Raw genomic sequence first — 21,731 nt, 5'->3', positions numbered from 1 at the left:
ATGAGCTTCGCTCAGGCGGGCCGCGTCACCGGTCTCTTTCTCTATCCGCTGAAGTCGGGCGCCGGCATTGCGCGCGGGAGTCTCGACATCATCGGCGAAGGTGTCGCGGGCGATCGCGTTTTCATGGCGGTTGATGATCGCGGCACCTGCATCACCGCGCGCGACACGCCGTTCCTTCTCAATGTCGAAGCGACGCCGCATCTGGGCGGCCTCCATCTGCGCGACCGCGCCGGCGGCACGCAATTGCTGGTCGCCGACACCGCCTCCGGCGGCGCGCTGCCGGCCGTCATCTGGGGCAGCGACGTTCTGCTCGATGACTGCGGCGATCGGGCGGCGGAATGGCTGTCTTCCGTCATCGGCCGCAGCTGCCGTCTGGCGCGCTGGACCGCGCGGTCCTTGCGCGATGGGCGCTTCGCCTCCGTTTTCCTGCCTGACACGGCGCCGCTGCTCCTCGCCAACCGGGCGTCGTTGCGCGAGATCGAGGCGCGCGCGGTCGAGCCTTTCGAGATCGAGCGTTTCCGTCCCAATATCCTCGTCGAGGCAAGCGAGCCCTTCATCGAGGACCGCTGGGCGCGCATCCGCATCGGCGAATGCATTTTCGATTGTGTCGGGCCCTGCGACCGCTGCGTCATGACCACCCGTGATCCCGCCGGCGGTGATGGCCATCCGCGCCATGAGCCGTTGCGCACCCTGCATAGTTTCCGGCGCGGCGATGACGGCAATGTCTATTTCGGCCAGTTTCTGGTGCCGCGCGTGCTCGGCCGCATCACCGCGGCGGATGAAGTCGAGGTTCTCGCCTGGCAGGAGCCGCGCATCGCGCCGCCGCCGCGGCTCTATCACCGTGACTCGTTGCGCCTGGCGCTGCTCGAGGAAAGCCGTGGCGCTCAGCGCACCGATGCGCTGACCCTCGTTTGCGCCGAGGTGGTCGAAGAAACGGCAGACTGCCGCAGCTTCCATTTCACCGCGCCCGACCGGCCGCTGCCGCCCTATCGGGCCGGCCAGTTCATGGTCTTCGACATTCCCCATCGGTCCGGCGCCCTGCGCCGGTCCTACACGATTTCATCTTCGCCCCATTATCCGGAGCGGATTTCCATCACGGTGAAGCGCGGCAGCGATGGCGGCGCCTCGCAATGGCTGCATGAGACGATGCGGCCCGGAATGCGGCTCGCCGCGCGCGGGCCTTATGGCCAGTTCACCATCGAGGATCATCCCCACCCGAAGCTCCTGATGCTGTCGGCGGGCAGCGGCATCACGCCGATGATGTCGATGGCGCGCTGGCTCCTCGAGCGCGGGCTGCCGGTCGATATCGTGTTCCTCCATTCGGCGCGCGACGGCGGCAATGTCATTTTCGCCGAGGCTATCGCCGACCTGGCGCGGCGTTTCCCTGATCGCTTCACGGCGGTCGTCACCATCACGGGGGACGGGGCGGCGGCGCCTGCGCGGCGCGGTCGCCTCGGCCTCGCGCTGCTGCAGGAGACGGTTCCCGATCTTGCCGGGCGTCAGGTCCTCGCTTGCGGGCCGGAACCCTTCATCGAACATGTGCGGGCGCTGCTCGCGCAGGTTCCGGGCTTCGATTTCGCCCGTTTCGCGGCGGAGAGATTTACGGCGGCGCCGCGCGCCCATGTCGAGGCGGGGACCTACGAGGTGACCCTTGCGGTGAGCGGCAAGGAAGTCTGCGGCCAGGGGGCGCCGGTGCTGCTCGAGGTGATGCGCCAGGCGGGCCTCGCCGTCGCCTCGTCCTGCGAGATGGGGCTGTGCGGCACGTGCAAGTGCAAGGTCACCCGGCATGAGGGGATCGCGCTCGCCGAGACCGCGATCGACCCGGAGATGAGTGTGCTCACGGCGCAAGAGCGGGCCGAGGGGTGGGTATTATCCTGCGTCACGGTCGCAAAAGGGGCAATGACCGTCGAGCGCTGAGCGACTCTTCCTAAGCCATTACGCTTAGATCAGGCGTGGCCCGCTTGCGAAGAGAGCATGGCCGGGTCGACCCCGATCTTGTGCAGCGCGCCCACATATTTGCTGTCGAGATCGCTGCCGAAGAGAAGGTCTTCATCGGCCGCGCAGGAGAGCCAGCCATTGCGTTGAATTTCGTCCTCGAGCTGGCCTGGCGCCCAGCCGGCATAACCAAGCGCCAGCAGCGACCGCCGCGGTCCCTGGCCGCCGGCAATGGCGCGCAATATGTCGAGCGTCGCCGTCAGCGCCACACGCTCATCGATCGGCAGCGACGTGTCGGCGGAGAAGTAATCGGATGTGTGCAGCACGAAGCCCCGGCCGGGTTCCACCGGCCCGCCGAACTGCACCAGCATGGATTGCACGTCGTCGGGCAGCTTGATCCGGCTTTCCTGGGGCATGATGTCGAGCCGCTCGAGGAGCTCGCTGAACGAGATCATCGGCGCCCTTTTATTGACGATGATGCCCATGGCGCCATTGTCGGAATGCGCGCACATGAAGATGACCGATCTGTCGAAACGGGGATCGCTCATGCCCGGCATGGCGATCAGCATCTGCCCGTCGAGAAAGGATGATTTTTTCATGGAACTCCACCCTTTGCTACTGCCCTTAGAATAGGACTATTTGGGCCCGGCGCAAAGCGGTCAATCTGACATTAAGTTGATGGGCGTATATTCGAAGTTGATTTGGCCCCGGCGCCGCCACATTTTATGGAACAATCTGGATAAGAGCCACAGATGAAGAGACGCCAGCTCCTTATTGCCGCCTTCGGCCTGCCGGCCCTGTCGCTCGCCGCGCGCGCGGAAACGGGCCGGCATTACACGGTACGGCTCATCAGCGGCGAGACGCAGAACGGCATCTGGCGCGCCGGTCTCGACATTACTCTCGAGCAGGGCTGGAAGACCTATTGGCGCATGCCGGGTGACGCCGGCGTGCCGCCGCAATTCGATTGGGCCGGCTCGAAGAACGTCAAGTCGGTCAGTATCCTGTGGCCGGCGCCCAAGCGTTATAGCGACGATGGCGGCGAAACGGTCGGCTACAAGGAACGTGTCGTCTTCCCGCTCGATGTCACCCCGGAACAGGCGGGCCGGCCCATGGATCTGGCGCTCGAAGCCTTTTTTGGCGTCTGTGATGTCGTCTGCATCCCCGCCAAGTTCGACGCCGATCTGTTGCAGAAGGACGCGAGCCCCGCCGATGCGAGCCTCATCGCCGCCTTCGCCGCCCGCGTGCCGCAAAAGGCCGATGCGGGTGCGCGCTTCCGCGTCGCCCGCGCCACGATCGGTGAGGCGGGCGGCAAGCCGGCTTTGGCGGTCAGCCTTGCCGGCGAGGGTTTCGATGGCGATCTCGACATCTTCGTCGAGGGTAATGATTTCGCCTATTTCCGTGCCCCGCGCCGGACCGCCGACAAGGCGGTCGTGCAGTTGCCGGTCGACGGGCTGAAGGACCCGGCCTCCCTCAAGGGCAAGCCTTTGACCCTCACCATGGTCGCCGGCGATATTCACCTTGAACAGGTAGTCGTGGTCGACTAATCCTTGCCTCCTTTCAAAGCGTGAGGAGCAATCATGATCAAGGTTGGCGATCGTTTGCCGGAAGCCGAATTCATCACCATGACGGGCGACGGCACGCAGAGATTCACCACCGCCACGGTATTCGCCGGCCGCAAGGTCGTGCTCTTCGCGGTGCCCGGCGCCTTCACGCCGACCTGCAGCATGAATCATATGCCGGGCTTCGTGAAGGAAGCCGACGCCATCAAGGCCAAGGGCGCCGACACCATCGCCTGCACGGCGGTGAACGATGTCCATGTCATGAATGCCTGGGGCCGCCAGTCGGGCGCCGACGGCAAGATCCTCATGCTCGCCGACGGCAATGGCGCCTTCGCCAAGGCGGTCGGCCTCGATGTCGACCTCACCGCCCACAATATGGGCCACCGCTCCAGGCGTTATTCGATGATCGTCGAGGACGGCGTGGTGAAGACGGTCAATGTCGAAGACAAGCCGGGCGTCAATGTCTCCGGCGCCGACACGATCCTGAAGCAGCTCTGAGCTTCGATACCTCCCCTCCACTCGTCACCTCGGCGAAAGTCGGGGTCCACTAAATTCGTGCAATGCGGGCAGCATTGTTCGCGTGGTGAGACTTTTGTGGATCCCGGCTTGCGCCGGGATGACGAGAATAAGTTAACTGCGCGCTTCTTTTGAACGGCGCCATGCCCATCCGTGCCAGTTCGCCGGCCCGTACTGTCAGGATTTCCATTCACCTTCTGGAGGGGAAGTTCATCCCCTCGAATTCAAATCTGAATCTGGTGAAAGAGGACATGCTCAAAACCTCTTTGGCCAGTTCTGTTGTGATCCCGGCGGCTTTCTCCGCTGAGTGTCCCAGAACCACGACATTCGTTGATTTTGCTCTCTTTGATTTCTTGCGGGTCTCGACCTTCAGGCCGCGCGATTCGAGAAACTCACGCACTTTCACCTCCTCGCTGGCCGACAGCTTCAGCCTCTGGGTCACCAGGAGTATTTGCTGAACGCCGCCAACGATCTCTTTTCTGAAGACTATTTCTCTTCCACTGCGCCTGTGAATAAATCTGATTTCTGCTTGATCCGCGCCATAGGCAGTCAGGGCATTCAGGCTGTCCCTGATTTTCCGAAGCCCTGGCCGCAACTCAACATAAAGCCAGGCCGCGGCCAGGCAGACGACGATAAGACCCAGCATCAGAAATATATGCACTGGCCGCAGGCTCCCCTGGTGCAAGCAAGCCAGACGTGAATGTCCCCGGCGCCGTCACAATCCTGAAACAGATTCAATCCGTCGCACAGATTCTCCACACTGTCACGATTTCAGAACTCACCTTCATTTCCCCTTCTCCCGCTTGCGGGAGAAGGGAAGTGGGTTAAGCGGTGCGAGACACCTAGTGCCAGTTCACTTGATCGCGGGCGAGCAAAACGATCCCGAATAAGCTTCAGTCGGCGATTTTCACCGCAGGGTATTTTTCAATGCTGGCTTTCGTCGGCTCGCTGGGCGGACAAGCGAAGATTGGCAGCTTGCGTTTGGCCCGCAAAGGTTTTTCGAGGTCTAGACAGTCCTGCGCAACGGCTGCCTGTTCGCTCACGGCGGACCAGCACGCGGCGAGTTCCGGCGCGCGGCCTGGACCCGGAAGGCGCGGCGTTTTCCTGCCGCCGACATAGTCATTTTCATAGTACTCGACCAGGAACGACGCCGGATATCCACTGCCTTCGATCACAACGCTGCAGCGCAGCCAATCCATTTCCCAATCGACTGGTGGCATCGGATCGCGGCCTTCACGAGCAAATTGCTGTCGCCACGCAAACAGCAGGGTGGCCAGATAAAGACTGGTCTCAGCCGAATCCTTCGCCGGTACCCGCAAGGAGTCGACTGCGGCGCCGATGTGTCCTTGTTTGGCCTGATCAAAAGCGATCTGCACTTCGCGAGGCGGCAGGCTGTGCGCCGGCGGCACATTGTTCAGCTCAATCTCTTGCGCCCGTGTTTGGCTGGCAACGAGAAGGGCAACCGCGAAGGAGACGAGGCGGCTGGCCCGGCGCATCATCAGCGCGTTCTCTTGAACGGCGCCATGCCCATCCGCGCCAGCTCGTCGGCGCGTTCATTGTCGTCATGGCCGGCATGGCCCTTCACCCAGTGCCAGCTCACCTGATGGCGCGTGAGCGCCTGGTCGAGGCGCTGCCAGAGCTCGGCATTCTTCACCGGTTTCTTGTCGGACGTCTTCCAGCCATTGCGCTTCCAGCCATGAATCCATTTGCTGATGCCGTCTTTCACATAGACGGAATCGGTATGGATCTCGACGGTGGCCGGGCGCGTCAGCGTCTCGAGCGCCATGATCGCGGCGGTCAGCTCCATGCGGTTGTTGGTGGTATTGGCCTCGCCACCCTGCAATTCCTTCTCATGGCCATTATAGCGCAGGATCGCGCCCCAGCCGCCCGGTCCCGGATTGCCGGAACAGGCGCCGTCAGTGTGGATGACGACAGGTACAGAAGTCATGCGGCGGGCTTCGTCTCGCGCAATTCCCGCGGCAGCTTGAAAGAGACATTCTCCTCGCGCAGCACGACCTTCTCGACCGTCACGTCGTAATGGCCGCGGAAGGCATCGATGATCTCGTTGACCAGCACTTCCGGCGCCGACGCGCCGGCGGTGAGGCCCACCGTGCCGAGGCCTTTGAGCTTCGACCAGTCGAGATCGGCGGCGCGCTGCACCAGCTCTGCGGAGGGGCAGCCATTCTTGAGGCCGACTTCGACCAGGCGTTTCGAATTGGACGAATTGGGCGCGCCCACGACGAGCAGGAAATCGATCTTCTCGGCGATCGACTTCACCGCTTCCTGGCGGTTGGTCGTCGCGTAGCAGATGTCTTCCTTATAGGGACCGCGGATCTCAGGGAAACGGCGCTTGAGCGTCTCGACGATGTCGCGCGTGTCGTCGACCGACAAGGTCGTTTGGGTGACATAAGCGAGCTTCGCCGGATCATGCGGCGCGAAGCTCTGCGCTTCTTCCACGGTCTCGATGAGTGTGATGGCGCCGTCGGGCAATTGGCCCATCGTGCCGATCACTTCCGGATGGCCCTTATGCCCGATGAGCACGATATCGAGGCCTTCGCCATGATGGCGCTGCGCCTCCATATGCACCTTGGTGACGAGCGGGCAGGTGGCGTCGATCTGGAACATCTGGCGCAGACGCGCCGCCTGCGGCACCGCTTTCGGCACGCCATGGGCGGAGAAGATCACCGGACGGTCGCCATCCGGAATCTCGTCGAGCTCATCGACGAAGACGGCGCCCTTGGCTTTCAGATCGTCGACCACGAATTTGTTGTGCACGATCTCGTGGCGCACATAGACGGGCGCGCCGTAAAGCGCCAGCGCCCGCTCCACGATGTCGATGGCGCGCACCACGCCGGCGCAGAAGCCGCGGGGCGCTGCCAGCAGGATGGTCAGTGGAGGCTTGTTCATGAGGGTTAGATGGCGAAGGCGGCCCGCTTTTGTCAAGGAAAGCAAGGTCGCTGCCGCACCGGCATTCTTGCGTGGGTAGAAAATTATTGTAAATCAATAGGTTATTGGGCGCAATTGGGGCTGGAAAACTTGCCGGAAATGCCCGCGGTGTAATGGAGCTGCAGCACTTTTATGCGTAAGGCGTCATCACCTGTAAGAGCCCGCCGTGCAGTGTGTCCTCAGACGTTGTTCTGCAAAGCCAGCCAATCCTGCTGCATCACGAACGAGGAGAATATGAGCACGAGAGCCTGGCGGCGTGATTTCTGAACAACGGTGCCCGATCCGACCTGCCGGGCTGCACGGTCTATGATGACGCCTATGCCTCCTTCGCGGTGAGCGGGAATCTCGACGTCTTCCTCAATCCAATCGAAGGCCCAATCAATCTGAGCGACCACCAGACCCCCACCCTTGATCCGTCCCCACAAAGGGGAGGGAAAAGTGAATGCGGCGGCGGGTGTTTCTCATGCGGAGCGAACATGCGGCCCCTGCCATCTCGCCCCTTGCCTTTCCGCACGGGGCCCACTAGGTTCCGGGCGTTCGTTAGGACATACGCGGGAGAGGCCGGTTAAGACCGGCGCCGAAGGAGCAACCGCCCCGGAAACTCTCAGGCAAAAGGACCGCGTGCGTTCGCCGACTCTGGAGAGCAGGGGAAAACCCCTCACCGAAGGAGCTAAGTCCATGTGTCGGAGCGACATGGGCGAAATCTCTCAGGTTCTCCGACAGAGGGGGCAGGCTTGGCTGTTGCCGGGTCTCGCTCAACCTTGTCGGAACCGGGAAATTGAATGGCAACGCCGTCTGAGACGCTTCTCCGCACCCCCCTCTACGATCTTCATGTAAAACTGGGCGCCCGCATCGTGCCCTTCGCCGGCTACGAGATGCCGGTGCAATATCCGACCGGGATCTTGACCGAGCACAACTGGACGCGGTCTTCCGCCGGCCTGTTCGACGTCTCCCATATGGGCCAGGCCTATCTGACCGGACCCGATGACGAAACCGTCGCCAAGGCTTTGGAAAAGCTCGTGCCGGGCGATCTGCTCGCTCTGGCGCCGCAGCGCATCCGTTACTCGCAGCTCACCAATCCCGCGGGCGGCATCATCGACGACCTGATGATCACCCGCACCGGCGAGACGGGCCGGCTCTATCTCGTCGTCAACGCCTCGCGCAAGGATGTCGATTATGCCTGGCTCAAGGAGCATCTGCCCGCCAATGTGAAGCTCGAGCCGATCGAGGATGCGGCACTTATCGCCCTGCAGGGACCGAAAGCGGCCGCCGTGCTGGCCCGTCATTTGCCGAAGGCCGCAAGTCTCGCTTTCATGAGCGCGACCCATGACAGTTTCAACGGCATTCCCTGCCATGTCGCACGTTCGGGTTATACCGGCGAGGACGGTTTCGAGATTTCGGTCACCGCCGACAAGGTCGTGGCTTTGGCCGAGGCGCTGCTCGCCGATCCCGATGTCAAGCCGATCGGCCTCGGCGCGCGTGATTCGCTGCGCCTCGAAGCGGGGCTTTGCCTTTACGGTCACGATATCGACGAAGAGACGAGCCCGGTCGAGGCCGATCTCGTCTGGTCGATCAGCAAGCGGCGGCGCGGCGAAGGTGGCTTCACCGGCGCCGAGCGCATCACCCGTGAGATCACGCAGGGACCGAAGCGCAAGCGCGTCGGCATCAAGCCGGAAGGCCGCGCCCCGGCGCGCGAAGGCTCGGTCATCACCGACGACAAGGGGCGCGCCATCGGCATCGTCACCTCGGGCGGCTTCGGCCCGACCGTCAACGGACCGGTCGCCATGGGATATGTCGAGACCGCCTTTGCGGCCCCCGGCACCAAGATCAATCTGGTGGTGCGCGACAAGCCGATGCCGGCTGCCGTCTCAGCACTGCCGTTCACACCGCACAATTACAAACGCTAACTTCAGGGGAGCAGCTCGATGAGCAAGCACTACAGCAAAGAACATGAGTGGATCAGCGTCGATGGCGACATCGCGACGATCGGCATCACCAACCATGCCCAGGAGCAATTGGGCGACGTCGTCTTCGTCGAATTGCCGGCTATCGGCAAGCAGGTGAGCAAGGGCGGTGACGCGGCGGTGGTCGAATCGGTGAAGGCCGCGAGCGAAGTCTATGCGCCGGTCACCGGCGAGGTCGTCGAAGTGAACAAGGAGCTCGAAGGCGACCCGGCCCTCGTCAACCGCGAGGCGGAAGGCGCTGCCTGGTTCATGAAAGTGAAGCTCAAGGACAAGGCTGAGCTCGCCGATCTGATGGACAAGGCCGCTTACGACAAATTCGTGGCCGAGCAGTAATTCCCCTCAAATTCCCTTCTCCCGCTTGCGGGAGAAGGTGCCCGAAGGGCGGATGAGGGTGTCAAAGGAACCTTAGGAACATGTCGACCAAACGCGCAACGCTTGCCGAACTCGAACCGCAGGCCAATTTCGTACCGCGCCATATCGGCCCCAATGCGGCCGAGACGGCGGAGATGCTGAAAGTCGTCGGAGCCGCCTCGCTCGAGGGCTTCATCGACAAGGTGATCCCCAAGAAGATCCGCGCAGCGAAGCCGCTCGATCTGCCGAGGGGCAAAGCCGAGCGCACCACGCTCTCCTATCTGCGCCAGATGGCGTCGCGCAACGAGGTGTTCACCTCGATGATCGGCATGGGGTATTACGGCACCGTCACGCCCAAGGTGATCCTGCGCAACATTCTCGAGAATCCGGGCTGGTACACCGCCTATACGCCCTATCAGGCCGAAGTGAGCCAGGGCCGCCTCGAGGCGCTGCTCAACTACCAGCAGATGATCATCGATTTCACCGGCCTCGAGCTTGCCAGCGCCTCGCTGCTCGATGAAGGCACCGCGGCAGCGGAAGCGATGGCGATGGCCAAGCGCGTGGTGAAGACCTCGGCCAACACATTCTTCGTCGACCGCGACACCCATCCGCAGACCATTGGCGTCATAGAGACGCGGGCGGAAGCCTTCGGCTTCGACATCGTCATCGGTGATCCGGCCAAGGACCTGAAACCCGCCGAAGTCTTCGGTGCGCTTCTTTCTTATCCGGGTTCATCCGGCGAGATCCGCGACTACCGTGCCATCATCGACAAATTGCATGGCGCCGGCGCCCTCGCCATCATGGCGACCGATCTTCTGGCGCTCGCGCTCCTCACTTCGCCCGGTGAATTGGGGGCCGATATCGCGGTGGGCTCGGCCCAGCGCTTCGGCGTGCCGATGGGCTATGGCGGTCCGCATGCCGCCTTCTTCGCCACCCGTGACGAATATAAGCGCTCGATGCCTGGCCGCATCATCGGCGTCTCGGTCGATTCACATGGCGCACCCGCTTTGCGCATGGCGATGCAGACGCGCGAGCAGCATATCCGCCGCGAGAAGGCGACCAGCAATATCTGCACCGCGCAGGTGCTGCTCGCCGTCATTGCCTCGATGTTCGCCGTCTATAACGGCCCGACCGGCATCCGCAAGACGGCCGAGCGCACCCATCGCCTCGCCGCCATCTTCGCCGAAGCGGTGAAAGGCTTCGGCTATGAGGTGACGACCAAGGCCTTCTTCGACACCGTCACCATCAATGCCCCGGGCCGCGCCCAGGCGATCCTGGCGCGTGCCAAGGAAAAGCGCATAAACCTGCGCTTCGTCGATGCCGATCATGTCGGCATCTCCTTCGACCAGTCGACGCGCCGCCAGGAGCTGGAGCGCTTGTTGACCGTGTTCAAGACCGATGCCTTGGAGCGCGTCGATATCGACAAGCTCGACGCGAAGGTCGCCGACACGATCCCGGTGGCGCTCGCCCGCAAGTCACCCTATCTCACCCATCCGGTCTTCGAGATGTATCATTCGGAAACCGAGATGCTGCGTTATCTGCGCCGCCTGCAGGCCAAGGACGTGGCGCTCGACCGCTCGATGATTCCCTTGGGCTCCTGCACCATGAAGCTCAATGCCACGAGCGAGATGATCCCGGTCACCTGGCGTGAATTCGCCATGATGCATCCCTTTGCGCCGCTCGAGCAGGCGCAGGGCTATCAGCAGCTTTTCGAGGAGCTCGAAAGCATGCTGGCCGAGATCACCGGCTTCGACACGATCTCGCTGCAGCCCAATGCCGGCAGCCAGGGCGAATATGCGGGCCTGCTCGCCATTCGCGGCTACCATCACGCCAGGGGCGACACGCATCGCGATGTCTGCCTCATCCCGGTCTCCGCGCATGGCACCAATCCCGCCTCCGCGGTGATGGCCGGCATGAAGGTGGTGGTCGTCGCCTGTGACGAGAAGGGCAATGTCGACGTTGCCGATCTCGAGGCCAAAGCCAAGCAGCATGCCGCCAATCTCGCGGCCCTGATGGTCACCTATCCCTCGACCCATGGCGTGTTCGAGGAGAGCATCAAGGACATCTGCGCCATCATCCATGCCAATGGCGGTCAGGTCTATCTCGACGGCGCCAATCTCAACGCGCAGGTCGGCCTCGTGCGCCCGGCCGAGCTCGGCGCCGATGTCTGCCACATGAACCTGCACAAGACCTTCTGCATCCCGCATGGCGGCGGCGGTCCCGGCATGGGCCCGATCGGCGTCAAGGCGCATCTCGCTCCCTATCTGCCGGGTCATCCGGTGGTGCATGGCGTCAATCCGGCAGCGGGGCGCGACCAGTCGCAGGGCCAGGTGTCGTCGGCGCCCTGGGGCTCGGCCTCGATCCTGCCGATCTCCTGGACCTACATCGCCATGATGGGCGGAGAGGGCCTGAAGGAAGCGACGATGATGGCGATCCTCAACGCCAACTATGTCGCCAAACGTCTGGCCCCGCATTTCCCGATCGTCTATTCGGGCCCGGGCGGCGTCGTCGCGCATGAATGCATCATCGACCTGCGCTGGCTGAAGGAACGCACCGGCCTAGCGGTCGAGGATGTGGCCAAGCGCCTGGTCGATTACGGCTTCCATGCCCCGACCATGTCCTTCCCCGTCGTCGACACGCTGATGATCGAACCGACCGAATCGGAAGGCAAGCGCGAGCTTGACCGCTTCTGCGACGCGATGATCGAGATCCGCCGCGAGATCGCCGAGGTCGAGGAAGGCAAGGCCGACCGCACTGACAATGTGCTGAAGAACTCGCCGCACACCCATCAGCTGCTGCTCGCCGACTGGACGCGACCCTATTCCAAGGAGAAGGCCTTCTTCCCCTTGAGCTACATCAATGCCGACAAATACTGGCCGCCGGTCGGCCGCGTCGACAATGTGTATGGCGACCGCAACCTGGTCTGCACCTGCCCGCCGATGGAAGCCTATCAGGAAGCGGCGGAGTAAGAGAGAGGCCAGAAGCAGGCACACCTCTCCCCTCGAAGAGGGGAGAGGGAGGGGCCCAACGCGTCAGCGTTGGGAGGGTGAGGGGTATCCCTGTTACCTCTTCCTTCAAGCGTGGCATCGCGCCAAGCGACCGGGTGCCCCTCACCTTCCCATTGCTTCGCAATGGGCCCCTCCCTCTCCCCGCTTTCGCGGGGCGAGGGGAAGAACCGCGTCACTTCTCGGATGTCTGAATAGGACAGCGCTGCGAGAGGGGCCACTTGACATCTCCGCCGCAACGACCCGACCTTATGTTATCGAGGCGGGAGCGGTTGAATGGAATTGACCAGGACAGGGGAAGCGTCGGATGTGCTGATCCGGCATTGGCAGGACGGCACGACGTTGGATCACCTGCCGCCGCCGCTCTGTCCACAGGACCGCGCCGAAGCATATCTGATCCAGTCACATCTTGATCATCTGAGCACCAGGCCGCTCGCCGGCTGGAAGATCGCCGCCACGAGTCTGGCGGGCCAGCGGCACATCGCCGTCGATGGACCGCTGGCCGGCCGGCTTCTCGCCGAGATGGTCCATCCCGACGGCGCCGTCCTGACCTTCGGCGCCAACCGCATGCGGGTCGCCGAAGCGGAATTCGCCTTCCGGATGGCGCGCGATCTGCCGCCCCGCGTCAAGCCCTATGAGCAAGACGAAGTGCTCGCGGCCGTGGCGGCCTTGCATCTCGCCATCGAGATCCCCGATTCACGTTACACCGACTTCACCTGCGTGGGGGCGGCGCAATTGATCGCCGACAATGCCTGCGGGCATCAATTCGTGCTCGGACCCGAAGCGCCGTCCTTCTGGCGCGATGTCGATCTCGCGGGGCATCGGGTGGTCGGCCGTGTCGGCACGCGGCTGGAGCGCGAGGGCATCGGCGCCAGTGTTCTGGGCGATCCCCGCAATGCCCTCGTCTGGCTCGCCAATGAGCTGTCGCAGTACGGCCTGACGCTCGCCAGGGATCACATCGTCACCACCGGCACCTGCCTCGTGCCGCTGGAGATCTTACCCGGCGATGATGTCTCCGTCGATTTTGGCTCGTTTGGCCGAATGGCCATGCGGTTCGCCGACTGAGGCGCGATTCCCACTACCCCTCATGCTGAGGTGCGAGCGCAGCGAGCCTCGAAGCATCCATCAGGATAGAGCGAGAGCGCTGAAGCATACCCTTCGAGGTCCGCCTTCGGCGGGCACCTCAGGGTGAGGGGAACGTTCGGCGACTAATATCCCGGCAGCACAAGCAGCTTCGGCTTCTCCGGCAGCGTCCTGGCCGAGACGGTGACCGAGGCTTTGCCGCTGATCTCGACATCGAGCTCGCCGCTTAGGCCGTTGATGAAACGCTGCAGCGTCTCCGGCGTGAAATAATGCATCGGCAGGACGAGGCGGGCTTTCAGCTCCTTCAGTACATTCAGCATGTTGGCCTGCGCCATCGTATAAGTGCCATCGACCGGCACCAGCACGATGTCGAGCCGGCCGATCGCCGCCAGCTGCGCGTTGCTCAGCTCGTGATGCAGATGGCCGAGATGGCCGATGCACAGGCCCGCCACCTCGAAGATGAAGATCGAATTGCCGTCCGGCACGGCGCCGCCCATCGCGCGGATGTCGGTGGTGACATTGCGGATGCGCACATCGCCCACGGTGAGGTCATGGCGCGCCGGCCCGCCCTCCGGATTCCAGCCGCGCAGCACCTGTTTGATCGCCGGGTCCGGAAAGTCGGTGTAGTGCGAGCGATGCGCATGGTTCATGGTGGCGACATCGGGCACGATGCCGCCGGCATAGCCCGAATAATCGGTGGCGATCTTCACCCCGCCGGCGCTTTCGATGAGGAAGGTCGAATGGCCGAGAAAGGTGAGCTGGACCTCATCGGCCGCGAGTGTCGGGGCCGAATATTGCACCGGCACGAAGCCCGGCGCCTGCGCCATGGCGAGGCAGTCGCTCGCCATCGCCTGGGCGCGCGATGCCGCCTGTGGCGAAAGGAGGATCAGGAGAAGTACCAGAAAGCGTACTGCTGACATGTCGTTGCTCCGGATGCGGCAACAAGATGCGTCCCGGTGCTCAATCTATCGGCTCGCGAAAGACTCCCCGATCAATTCTTCGTCAGCTTCGGCTCAGTCCTTGTAGGGGATCGCAAAGCTGAGCTCGGGGTCGCGATGGGCGTCCCAATAGGCTTTCCACAACGCCTTGCTGATCGGCCCCACGTCGCCGCTGCCGACCGGCTGGCCGTCCAATCTGGTTATCGGCATGACGCCGCCGGCGGTCGTCACGAAGAGGATCTCGTCGCAATCATAAGCGAGATCCACCGGGACGTCGTCGATGATGTGGGGATAGCCGAGCTTTTCGGCGATGGCGAGGACGGACAAACGCGTGACGCCTTCCAGCACGCCCTTTTTCGGTGTGTGGAGCTTTCCATCCTTGATCAGGATGACGTTGAAGCCGGATCCCTCGGTGATATTGGCGTCGCCGTCGGTCAGGATCGGATACATGGCGCCGCGATCGCGCGCTTCGAGGAGCCCGCGGGTGAGATCACCCCATTGCAGGTTCTTGACCGTCGGGTCGATGGCGCCCGGCGGCACCCGGCGCACGGTGCGCGCGATCACTGCGCTGCCGCCCGTCTTCTGGGTCTCCTCGTCCATCACCCACAGATAGGGCATGACCATCAGGTAGCAGAAATTCTTGCAGTCCTCCGGCGCATATTGGCGGACATAACGCAGGCCCCGGGTCACGATCAGCATGACATAGGCGTCGCGGATGCCGCTTTTCGCCGCCATCTCGATCAGCCGGTCGCGCATCTCCTGGCGTGGCAGCGGGCTTTTGAGCCTGAGCTTCGCGCAGCTGCGCTCGAAGCGGTCGAGATGATCATCGAGACGGAAGAAACGGCCGTCCCAGATGGCCGGCACGTCATAGGTCAGGTCGGAATGCAGGAAGCCCTGGTCGAGGAGCGGGATGCGGGCTTCGTGCAGCGGCACATATTGGCCCTCGACATAGGCGACGCCGCGGGCAAACGGATTGTTGCTGGCTTCGAGCGCTTTCACGCGGCGGCGGTAATCGACGAAGATATGATCGGTATAGGACATGGCTCTTCCAATAGGGGAGATATCAGATACGGGGCGGGGTGATGCCGAGGGCGGCGATGTCCTTGAACGTCGTCTCCGCCGCTGCGATGGCGCGGTCGATATCGGCGGGCTGATGCGCCGCCGAGAGGAACATATTGTGCCGCGGGTGTAGATAGATCCCGTGGCGCAGAGCGGCGACGCAGAAGGCGTTGCCGATCCGGAGCTCCTGGTCGCCGGCGAAGCGGACCATCGGCATTTGCGCCGGTCCCGTCTGGCTGAGCGTGAAGCCATGGCGGCGGGCCACCATGTCCAGTCCCTCGCGCAGGCGTTGGCCCATCGCCGCGCTATGGGCGAGCGCGTTGGTGTCGCGCAAAATCTCGATCGTCTTGACGGCGGCGGCCATGGCGGCGGCGCCGTACCAGAACGAGCCGGTGACGAAAATCTTGGCCGCGCCCTCGCGCATGCGCTCGTTACCGGCGATGGCGGCGAGTGGCCAGCCATTGGCGATGGCTTTCGAATAAGCGGCGAGATCGGGCTTGACGCCATATTGCGCCCAGCTGCCGCGGACATCGAGCCGGAAGCCGGCGCGCACATCATCGAGGATCAGCGCCGCGCCGCTTTGGTCGCAATGGCGCCGCGCCTGCTGGAGGAAGGCCGGGTCCGGCATTTCCTGGTCGCGATTGACGTCGTGGCGGAAGGCGGTGAGCAGGATGGCGGCCAGATCGTCGCCGGCGGCGGCCACCGCCGCATCGAGGCTGGCGATGTCGTTGAACTCGAATTGCGCGAGATGGGCGCGGTCCTCGGCGGTGACGCCCACCATCGAGGGCGAGCACCAGGGCACAGCGCCGTGATAGGCGCCGCGCGCCACCAGGATCTTGCGCCGTCCGGTGGCGGCCCGGGCGATCGTCACCGAGGCCGTTGTGGCGTCGGTGCCGTTCTTCTGGAACAGCGCCCAGTCGGCGTGATCGATCGTGTCGACCAGCAGCTCGGCGAGCTCGACCATCACCTCGGTCGGGCCATTGCCGATATCGCCCTGCTTCATCCGGGCGAAGGCCGCCCCGTCGACTTCTGCGTGGCCATAGCCCAGCACATTGGGGCCCCAGGCGCACATGAAGTCGATATATTCATTGCCGTCGGCATCCCAGACGCGGCAGCCGTCCGACTTCGCGAAGAATTGCGGATAACCCGGCGCGATCGAGCGGGTCGCCATATGGCCCCACACGCCATTGGGCACCACGCGCTGCGCCCGTGCCAGAAGCTCGGCGTCGCGGCTGTTCTTTAGGCTGATGGTCATGATCCTCTCCAGCAAGCGGGAAAAGGGAGTGCCAGAGCACTCCCCTTTTTATTTTGTCAGTTCGAAATTTCGGCCAGCGGCAGGTTGCAGCAGGCGCTGTAGCGCACGCCCTTCACATTGGGGCCGTAAGCGAGGATCAGATCCGGGCTCACCATCGGGATGATGATGCGGTCCTTGGCCATCATCTCACCCGCTTCGAACCAGATCTTGTTCGCTTCGTCGGCGGTGGGTGCGGCCAGCGCCTTCTTCATCAGCTTGCCGGTTTCGTTGTTGATGATCGTTGGGTCGACGGCGCCACCGGCGCGTTTGGCCCACACGCTTCCTTCCGACAGGCCGAACACGTCGACATATTGCGAGCTGCCATAGAAGTCCGGCGCGAAGAACACCGCCGTCAGCGGGATGTGATCGCCATTGGCCGCCTCGCGCCAATTGGCGAAGGGAACCGGCGAGAGCTTCACCTTGATTCCCACTTTTGCCAGGTCCTGCTGGATCTTCTGCATCATCAAGGAGAAGTCGACGCCATAGACATTGAGGTCGGGATAGATCGACTGCATCTCGAACCCATCGGCCGCGCCGGCTTTGGCGAGCAGCTCCTTGGCCTTCTCGACATTATAGGCCGGGATCTCGTGGCCATCGCCGCCTGGAAAGCCGAGCGGAATGGGCGTGGCGATCGGACGGCCGGCACCGCCGAGCGTGAAGTCGATCAGCGACGTGCGGTCGATGGCGATCGAGATCGCCTCGCGCACTTCAGGGCTAAGCTTGACGGTATTGGCCTTGGCGCCGGGCGACAGAGCGACATACACATAATTGAAGGACGGCACGCGCTCGACCTTGACCTGGCTGCCCTCGAGGGTCTTTGCCGTTTCGGGATCGATCTGCATGGCGATGTCGGCCGCGCCCGATTGCAGCATCTGGGCCTGCGCCACGGCATCCTTGACTTGCCGGAAGACGACGGCCGGCACTGCCGGCGCCTTGCGCCAATAGGCGTCGTTACGCTTCAGGCGCAGCTCGGCATTGGGTTCATAGGATTCGAGAACGAAGGGGCCGGAGCCCGCCGAATGGGTGAGGAACCAGTTTTCCGACGTGTCCTTCTCGGCCGCGGTGGCGTCCGACAGGGCGCCATTGGCGGTGGCGACATCGCTGTTGAGCACCGACAGGAAGGCGGCCGCCACCTGATTGAGGAATTCCGAATTGGGCGCCGCGAGCTTGATGACGGCGGTCTGCGCATCCGGCGTGTCGATCGAGACGATCGGATCGGCCAGGAAGGCGCCGTTGCCCTTGATGTTCTTGAGGCGCTCGAACGACCACTTCACATCCTTCGATTCGACCGGTGAGCCGTCGGAGAATTTCGCCGCGGGATCGAGCTTGAAGGTGAACTGCGTCTGCTCGGTGTTGGCTTCCCAGCTTGCCGCCAGCAGCGGCACGACCTTGTTGTCCTTGTCGAGCGTGACGAGCTGCTCATAGACGGACGTATTGTAGATCTGGCAGGTGTCGCACCAGGCGCGCGCCGGGTCGAGCGAATTGACGTCCATGTCGCGCGCGATGACGAGCGGGCGCTCCTCGGCCATGGCCTTCGGCAGCGGCCCGGTGAGCACCGTCGCCGTCAGTGCCAGCGATAGTGCGATGAAGCTGGATTTGAGCAAGCGTAGTCTTTTCATTGTTTCCTCCTGTGTTTTGTTAGTGTTCCGCAATTCTCAAAAGTGCCTCGCTGACATCGCCAGCCGAGGCGAGCGCTGCGCGGTTGAGGACGGCCGAGACGGTGGGCGCCGCCAGGCCTCCGGTGACGCGCAGGATTTCGTGGTCGAGACAGTCGAAGTAACGGTCCTGGATCTCCGCCGCCCAGCTGGCGCCCAGGCTCATGCCGCGCGATGTCTGCTCGGCGATGACGACACGGCCGGTCTTGTCGATCGAGGCGCCGATCAGATCCCAGTCGATGCCGTGGCGATCGATATTGCGCAGATCGATGATCTCGGCGTCGACACCGGTATCCGCAGCTGCCTTGACCGCATTCTGCACCATCACCGAGCTGGTGAGGACCGTGCAGGCCGCGCCCGGTCGCACGATGCGCGCCGCGCCGAACGGAATGCAGAATTCACGGTCGCCCTTGGGGACCTCGAATTCGCGCTGATAGAGCTCGGTATGCTCGAGGACGAGGACCGGGTCGTCGCAGGCGAGCGCCGAATTCAAGAGGCCGATATAGTCGAAGGCCGTCGCCGGCGTGACGATGCGCCAGCCGGGGAACAGGCCGAAGAGCGCCGAGGGGTCGGTCGAATGCTGCGAGCCGTAGCCGGTATGCGGCGAGACGCGCACGCGCATGACGATCGGCACCGGAAAGCCGTCGCCGAACATGTGGCGCACCTTGCCGACGCCATTGCCGATCTGGTCGGCGGCGGTGAAGCAGAAATCGCCGAACATGATCTCGACCACCGGGCGCAGCCCGTTGAGCGCCGCGCCCAGCGCCACGCCGGTAAAGCCGTTTTCGGCGATCGGCATCGGCAGGACGCGGCCCGGCCAGCGTTCCAGCGCGCCCTTGGTGAAGCCGCTGACGCCGCCGCGCATCTGGTGGACGTCCTCGCCCATCACGATGATCGTGGGATCGCGCTCCATCGCCGCGGCGAGAGTCTCCGATGCGGCGGTGACGAATTTGACCTTCTCGACGGCCTGGTTGCGCAAGTCGGCATGATCGAGAAAACGCTTGCCGTTCAGCTCCGAGAGATTGCCGACGATGCCGTGGTCGCGCGTGGCGGGATCGGGCCAGAGCTTTTCGAGAATGCGCAGCGCATTGCCGCCCGGCACCGGTTCGGTGAGACGCGCCGCGGCGGCGGCGACCCGCTCGGTCACCACCTGGTCGATATGGGCGAAGTCCTTGAGGGTCAGATGGCCAAGCGCCGTGAGCCGCGCCTCGGCCAGGGCGACGGGGTCGCGCTCACGCCAGGAGGTTTCCTCTTCCTTCGTGCGATAGCCGAAGTCGCTGCCATTGCGGCTGCCCGACTGATGGAAATGCCGGTAGCACATCGCTTCGATCACCACCGGGCCACCCTCGTCGCGGATGACCTTGAGCGCTTCCGCCATGGCGCGGTGCACCGCGACGACATCCATGCCGTCGCATTCGAAGGAGGTGATGCCGAGCATGGCGCCCCGCGACGACAGGCGCGTCTCGCGCGTCACGTCCGAGATATGCGTCGCCACACCATAGAGATTGTTCTCGATGAAGAAGATCACCGGCAGCCGCTGGGCGGCCGCGATATTCATCGCCTCGTAGCTGGCGCCGTTCTGGGCGGCGCCGTCGCCGAAGAAGGTGACCGAGACCTGGTCGCGGCCGAGCATCTTGTCGGCGAGCGCATAGCCGACCGCATGCGGCGGGTTGCCGCCGACGATGGCCGACGTGCCGACCACGCCCGCATCGGCATAACGCATATGCATCGAGCCGCCGCGGCCGCCGCAATAGCCGGGCGAGAGGCCCATGATCTCCGCCATGAAGCGGTGGATCGCGTCATCCATGCCGGCGGTGAAGGCGTCGCTCAGGATGTCGAAGCCGGCCGGCATTTCGGCGTTCACCAGCTTCATCAGAACTTGGTGATGGGCGCGGTGCGTGCCGTTGATCTTGTCGCCGGCGCGGAGCACCGACATGGCGCCGACGGCGCCAGCTTCCTGGCCGATGCTGGCATGGGCCGGGCCATGGATCAGCCCGACTTTCTCCAGCTCGAGCAGCTTTTCCTCGAAGCGGCGGATCAGCAGCATCTGGCCGTACCAGTGAATGAGGTCCTGCGCTTTTTCATTGCCCCAGTCGGCGTCATCGAGTTCGAGGCGAACCCAAGTCGCTGCGGGAGAAAGCGGAGTCTGACGCACCCTGGCCTCCTGGACGGGAGGTGGAGCCCTCCGCGCATTTCTGGAAATAAATTCCAATTTTGATTGAAGGGCAGACTAAACTGTGCCAGCCTCGGGATGCAATAGAAATTTTCGGAAAGGTTCTGAATGATCAGGGACAGCGACGTGCTGAGCACCTTGACCGCGACGGTGCGCCGCTTCGTGCGTGAGCGGCTGCTGCCGGCCGAGGCGCGCGTCGAGGACGACAACGCAATTCCCGCCGAGCTGGTCGCCGAGATGCGCGCGCTGGGACTGTTCGGCATGTCGATCCCGGAAGCCTATGGCGGCCTCGGTTTGACCATGGAGGAAGAGGTCATGGTCGCCTTCGAGCTCGGCTATGCATCGCCGGCTTTCCGTTCGGTGATCGGGACGAATAACGGCATCGGCTCGCAAGGGATCATCGTCGACGGCACCGAGGCGCAGAAGCAATACTGGCTGCCGCTTATGGCGAGCGGCGCGGTCATCGGATCCTTCGCCTTGACCGAGCCGGATGTCGGATCGGACGCCGGATCGGTCAGGACCGCGGCCGTCCGCGACGGCGATCACTATGTGCTGAACGGCACCAAGCGTTACATCACCAATGCGCCGGTCGCCGATGTCTTCACCGTCATGGCGCGGACCGGCGGGCCGGGGCCGGGCGGCATAAGCGCTTTCGTCGTTCCGCGTGACAGCATTGGCCTCAGCCTCGGCCCGGTCGACAAGAAGATGGGACAGCGCGGCACGCGCACCTGCGATGTGATCTTCGACAATTGCCGCGTGCCGGCCGTTGCCGTCATTGGCGGCGTCGAGGGCAAGGGCTTCAAGACTGCGATGAAGGTGCTCAATCGCGGCCGCCTCCATATCGCCGCGGTCTGCACCGGGGCGGCCGAGCGCCTGTGCGACGAGTCCGTCAGCTTCGCGCGCACGCGTGTGCAGTTCGGCAAGCCGATCGGCGAGCATCAGCTGATCCAGGCCATGCTGGCCGACAGCGCGACGGAAGCCTTTGCCGGCCGCGCCATGGTCGTCGAGACCGCGCGGCGCTTTGATGCCGGCGAGCGCATCGTGCAGCATGCGGCGAGCGCCAAGCTCTTCTGCTCGGAAATGGTCGGCCGCGTCGCCGACCGGGCGGTGCAGATCCATGGCGGCGCCGGTTATATGCAGGCCTATCCGGTCGAGCATTTCTACCGTGATGTCCGGCTGTTTCGCCTGTATGAAGGCACCTCGCAGATCCAGCAGATCATCATCGCGCGCGAGCTGCTCAACGGCTGAGAGGA

Annotated in this window: 20 protein-coding genes and 2 riboswitches; of the genes, 9 read left to right on the top strand and 11 right to left on the bottom strand. The window is 63.6% G+C overall.

The genetic code is table 11. The features are described from left to right. Complete coding sequence (locus JHL16_RS29110; RefSeq protein ID WP_200188382.1) at positions 1–1,917, top strand: MOSC domain-containing protein; 1,917 nt, start codon at positions 1–3, stop codon at positions 1,915–1,917. 29 nt (positions 1,918–1,946) lie between these two features. Here the strand turns inward: JHL16_RS29110 and JHL16_RS29105 are convergent, their stop codons facing one another. Further along, on the bottom strand, positions 1,947–2,534 hold the full coding sequence (locus JHL16_RS29105) for a YqgE/AlgH family protein (RefSeq protein WP_200188381.1): 588 nt from the start codon (positions 2,532–2,534) through the stop codon (positions 1,947–1,949). A gap of 153 nt (positions 2,535–2,687) precedes the next feature. Between JHL16_RS29105 and JHL16_RS29100 the strand changes: the two genes are divergently transcribed. Beyond that, complete coding sequence (locus tag JHL16_RS29100) at positions 2,688–3,479, top strand: protein-disulfide reductase DsbD domain-containing protein (RefSeq protein WP_200188380.1); 792 nt, start codon at positions 2,688–2,690, stop codon at positions 3,477–3,479. A 30-nt stretch (positions 3,480–3,509) separates the two neighbouring features. Further along, positions 3,510–3,992 (top strand): redoxin family protein, encoded by a 483-nt coding sequence (locus tag JHL16_RS29095; RefSeq protein ID WP_200189593.1) that lies wholly within the window; start codon positions 3,510–3,512, stop codon positions 3,990–3,992. A gap of 208 nt (positions 3,993–4,200) precedes the next feature. Here the strand turns inward: JHL16_RS29095 and JHL16_RS29090 are convergent, their stop codons facing one another. The 4 genes from JHL16_RS29090 to ispH form a co-directional block, all read right to left on the bottom strand. Then, the gene (locus JHL16_RS29090; RefSeq protein ID WP_200188379.1) at positions 4,201–4,671 is read right to left on the bottom strand and encodes a hypothetical protein; all 471 of its coding nucleotides are present in this window, start codon (positions 4,669–4,671) and stop codon (positions 4,201–4,203) included. Between the two features lie 232 nt (positions 4,672–4,903). Continuing rightward, positions 4,904–5,509, bottom strand: coding sequence for a hypothetical protein (locus tag JHL16_RS29085; protein ID WP_200188378.1), 606 nt, complete (start codon positions 5,507–5,509; stop codon positions 4,904–4,906). Beyond that, entirely contained in the window at positions 5,509–5,958 is a 450-nt protein-coding gene (gene rnhA / locus JHL16_RS29080; protein ID WP_200188377.1) for a ribonuclease HI, read from the bottom strand. The genes JHL16_RS29085 and rnhA overlap by 1 nt, the downstream gene beginning before the upstream one ends. Next, complete coding sequence (gene ispH / locus JHL16_RS29075; RefSeq protein ID WP_200188376.1) at positions 5,955–6,917, bottom strand: 4-hydroxy-3-methylbut-2-enyl diphosphate reductase; 963 nt, start codon at positions 6,915–6,917, stop codon at positions 5,955–5,957. Before ispH ends, rnhA begins: the two co-directional genes overlap by 4 nt. Positions 6,918–6,926: 9 nt before the next feature. Between ispH and JHL16_RS29070 the strand changes: the two genes are divergently transcribed. After that, positions 6,927–7,070 (top strand): hypothetical protein, encoded by a 144-nt coding sequence (locus JHL16_RS29070; RefSeq protein ID WP_200188375.1) that lies wholly within the window; start codon positions 6,927–6,929, stop codon positions 7,068–7,070. A 65-nt stretch (positions 7,071–7,135) separates the two neighbouring features. Here the strand turns inward: JHL16_RS29070 and JHL16_RS29065 are convergent, their stop codons facing one another. Beyond that, on the bottom strand, positions 7,136–7,351 hold the full coding sequence (locus JHL16_RS29065) for a hypothetical protein (protein ID WP_200188374.1): 216 nt from the start codon (positions 7,349–7,351) through the stop codon (positions 7,136–7,138). Positions 7,352–7,498: 147 nt separating this feature from the next. Continuing rightward, positions 7,499–7,586, top strand: a riboswitch (glycine riboswitch). Continuing rightward, positions 7,587–7,689: riboswitch (glycine riboswitch) on the top strand. A 49-nt stretch (positions 7,690–7,738) separates the two neighbouring features. Between JHL16_RS29065 and gcvT the strand changes: the two genes are divergently transcribed. The 4 genes from gcvT (at position 7,739) to JHL16_RS29045 (ending at position 13,341) form a co-directional block, all read left to right on the top strand. Beyond that, positions 7,739–8,863, top strand: coding sequence for a glycine cleavage system aminomethyltransferase GcvT (gene gcvT, locus JHL16_RS29060; RefSeq protein WP_200188373.1), 1,125 nt, complete (start codon positions 7,739–7,741; stop codon positions 8,861–8,863). Between the two features lie 18 nt (positions 8,864–8,881). Then, a complete protein-coding gene (gcvH, locus tag JHL16_RS29055; protein ID WP_200188372.1) occupies positions 8,882–9,253 on the top strand; it encodes a glycine cleavage system protein GcvH in 372 nt (123 codons plus the stop codon). A gap of 80 nt (positions 9,254–9,333) precedes the next feature. After that, positions 9,334–12,240, top strand: a complete 2,907-nt coding sequence (gene gcvP / locus JHL16_RS29050; RefSeq protein ID WP_200188371.1) for an aminomethyl-transferring glycine dehydrogenase — start codon at positions 9,334–9,336, stop codon at positions 12,238–12,240. Between the two features lie 312 nt (positions 12,241–12,552). Continuing rightward, positions 12,553–13,341 (top strand): 2-keto-4-pentenoate hydratase, encoded by a 789-nt coding sequence (locus JHL16_RS29045; protein WP_200188370.1) that lies wholly within the window; start codon positions 12,553–12,555, stop codon positions 13,339–13,341. Positions 13,342–13,484: 143 nt separating this feature from the next. On the opposite strand, the gene JHL16_RS29040 is transcribed toward JHL16_RS29045, so the two are convergent. The 5 genes from JHL16_RS29040 to JHL16_RS29020 all read right to left on the bottom strand — a co-directional run bounded on the left by JHL16_RS29040 (position 13,485) and on the right by JHL16_RS29020 (position 20,460). Further along, the gene (locus JHL16_RS29040) at positions 13,485–14,279 is read right to left on the bottom strand and encodes an MBL fold metallo-hydrolase (RefSeq protein ID WP_200188369.1); all 795 of its coding nucleotides are present in this window, start codon (positions 14,277–14,279) and stop codon (positions 13,485–13,487) included. A gap of 93 nt (positions 14,280–14,372) precedes the next feature. Further along, positions 14,373–15,338 (bottom strand): aminotransferase class IV, encoded by a 966-nt coding sequence (locus JHL16_RS29035; RefSeq protein WP_200188368.1) that lies wholly within the window; start codon positions 15,336–15,338, stop codon positions 14,373–14,375. A 22-nt stretch (positions 15,339–15,360) separates the two neighbouring features. Beyond that, entirely contained in the window at positions 15,361–16,611 is a 1,251-nt protein-coding gene (locus tag JHL16_RS29030) for an aminotransferase class III-fold pyridoxal phosphate-dependent enzyme (RefSeq protein WP_200188367.1), read from the bottom strand. A gap of 56 nt (positions 16,612–16,667) precedes the next feature. Continuing rightward, positions 16,668–18,269, bottom strand: coding sequence for an ABC transporter substrate-binding protein (locus JHL16_RS29025; protein WP_200188366.1), 1,602 nt, complete (start codon positions 18,267–18,269; stop codon positions 16,668–16,670). Between the two features lie 19 nt (positions 18,270–18,288). Beyond that, on the bottom strand, positions 18,289–20,460 hold the full coding sequence (locus JHL16_RS29020; protein WP_200188365.1) for a thiamine pyrophosphate-dependent enzyme: 2,172 nt from the start codon (positions 20,458–20,460) through the stop codon (positions 18,289–18,291). 126 nt (positions 20,461–20,586) lie between these two features. On the opposite strand from JHL16_RS29020, the gene JHL16_RS29015 reads away from it, so the two are divergent. After that, on the top strand, positions 20,587–21,726 hold the full coding sequence (locus JHL16_RS29015; RefSeq protein ID WP_200188364.1) for an acyl-CoA dehydrogenase family protein: 1,140 nt from the start codon (positions 20,587–20,589) through the stop codon (positions 21,724–21,726). Positions 21,727–21,731 lie beyond the last annotated feature (5 nt).

It is taken from the genome of Taklimakanibacter albus (assembly GCF_016595235.1).
In the GTDB taxonomy this organism is placed as follows: Bacteria; Pseudomonadota; Alphaproteobacteria; order Rhizobiales; family Aestuariivirgaceae; genus Taklimakanibacter; species Taklimakanibacter albus.
This window is presented reverse-complemented; position numbering and strand designations above follow the sequence as displayed.

What these genes read in the sequence shown, in the direction of transcription:
- JHL16_RS29110 (WP_200188382.1), top strand. Translation starts at nt 1, where the DNA reads ATGAGCTTCGCTCAGGCGGGCCGCGTCACCGGTCTCTTTCTCTATCCG.
- JHL16_RS29105 (WP_200188381.1), bottom strand. Translation starts at nt 2,534, where the DNA reads ATGAAAAAATCATCCTTTCTCGACGGGCAGATGCTGATCGCCATGCCG.
- JHL16_RS29100 (WP_200188380.1), top strand. Translation starts at nt 2,688, where the DNA reads ATGAAGAGACGCCAGCTCCTTATTGCCGCCTTCGGCCTGCCGGCCCTG.
- JHL16_RS29085 (WP_200188378.1), bottom strand. Translation starts at nt 5,509, where the DNA reads ATGATGCGCCGGGCCAGCCGCCTCGTCTCCTTCGCGGTTGCCCTTCTC.
- rnhA (WP_200188377.1), bottom strand. Translation starts at nt 5,958, where the DNA reads ATGACTTCTGTACCTGTCGTCATCCACACTGACGGCGCCTGTTCCGGC.
- ispH (WP_200188376.1), bottom strand. Translation starts at nt 6,917, where the DNA reads ATGAACAAGCCTCCACTGACCATCCTGCTGGCAGCGCCCCGCGGCTTC.
- JHL16_RS29070 (WP_200188375.1), top strand. Translation starts at nt 6,927, where the DNA reads ATGGCGAAGGCGGCCCGCTTTTGTCAAGGAAAGCAAGGTCGCTGCCGC.
- gcvT (WP_200188373.1), top strand. Translation starts at nt 7,739, where the DNA reads ATGGCAACGCCGTCTGAGACGCTTCTCCGCACCCCCCTCTACGATCTT.
- gcvH (WP_200188372.1), top strand. Translation starts at nt 8,882, where the DNA reads ATGAGCAAGCACTACAGCAAAGAACATGAGTGGATCAGCGTCGATGGC.
- gcvP (WP_200188371.1), top strand. Translation starts at nt 9,334, where the DNA reads ATGTCGACCAAACGCGCAACGCTTGCCGAACTCGAACCGCAGGCCAAT.
- JHL16_RS29045 (WP_200188370.1), top strand. Translation starts at nt 12,553, where the DNA reads ATGGAATTGACCAGGACAGGGGAAGCGTCGGATGTGCTGATCCGGCAT.
- JHL16_RS29040 (WP_200188369.1), bottom strand. Translation starts at nt 14,279, where the DNA reads ATGTCAGCAGTACGCTTTCTGGTACTTCTCCTGATCCTCCTTTCGCCA.
- JHL16_RS29035 (WP_200188368.1), bottom strand. Translation starts at nt 15,338, where the DNA reads ATGTCCTATACCGATCATATCTTCGTCGATTACCGCCGCCGCGTGAAA.
- JHL16_RS29030 (WP_200188367.1), bottom strand. Translation starts at nt 16,611, where the DNA reads ATGACCATCAGCCTAAAGAACAGCCGCGACGCCGAGCTTCTGGCACGG.
- JHL16_RS29025 (WP_200188366.1), bottom strand. Translation starts at nt 18,269, where the DNA reads ATGAAAAGACTACGCTTGCTCAAATCCAGCTTCATCGCACTATCGCTG.
- JHL16_RS29015 (WP_200188364.1), top strand. Translation starts at nt 20,587, where the DNA reads ATGATCAGGGACAGCGACGTGCTGAGCACCTTGACCGCGACGGTGCGC.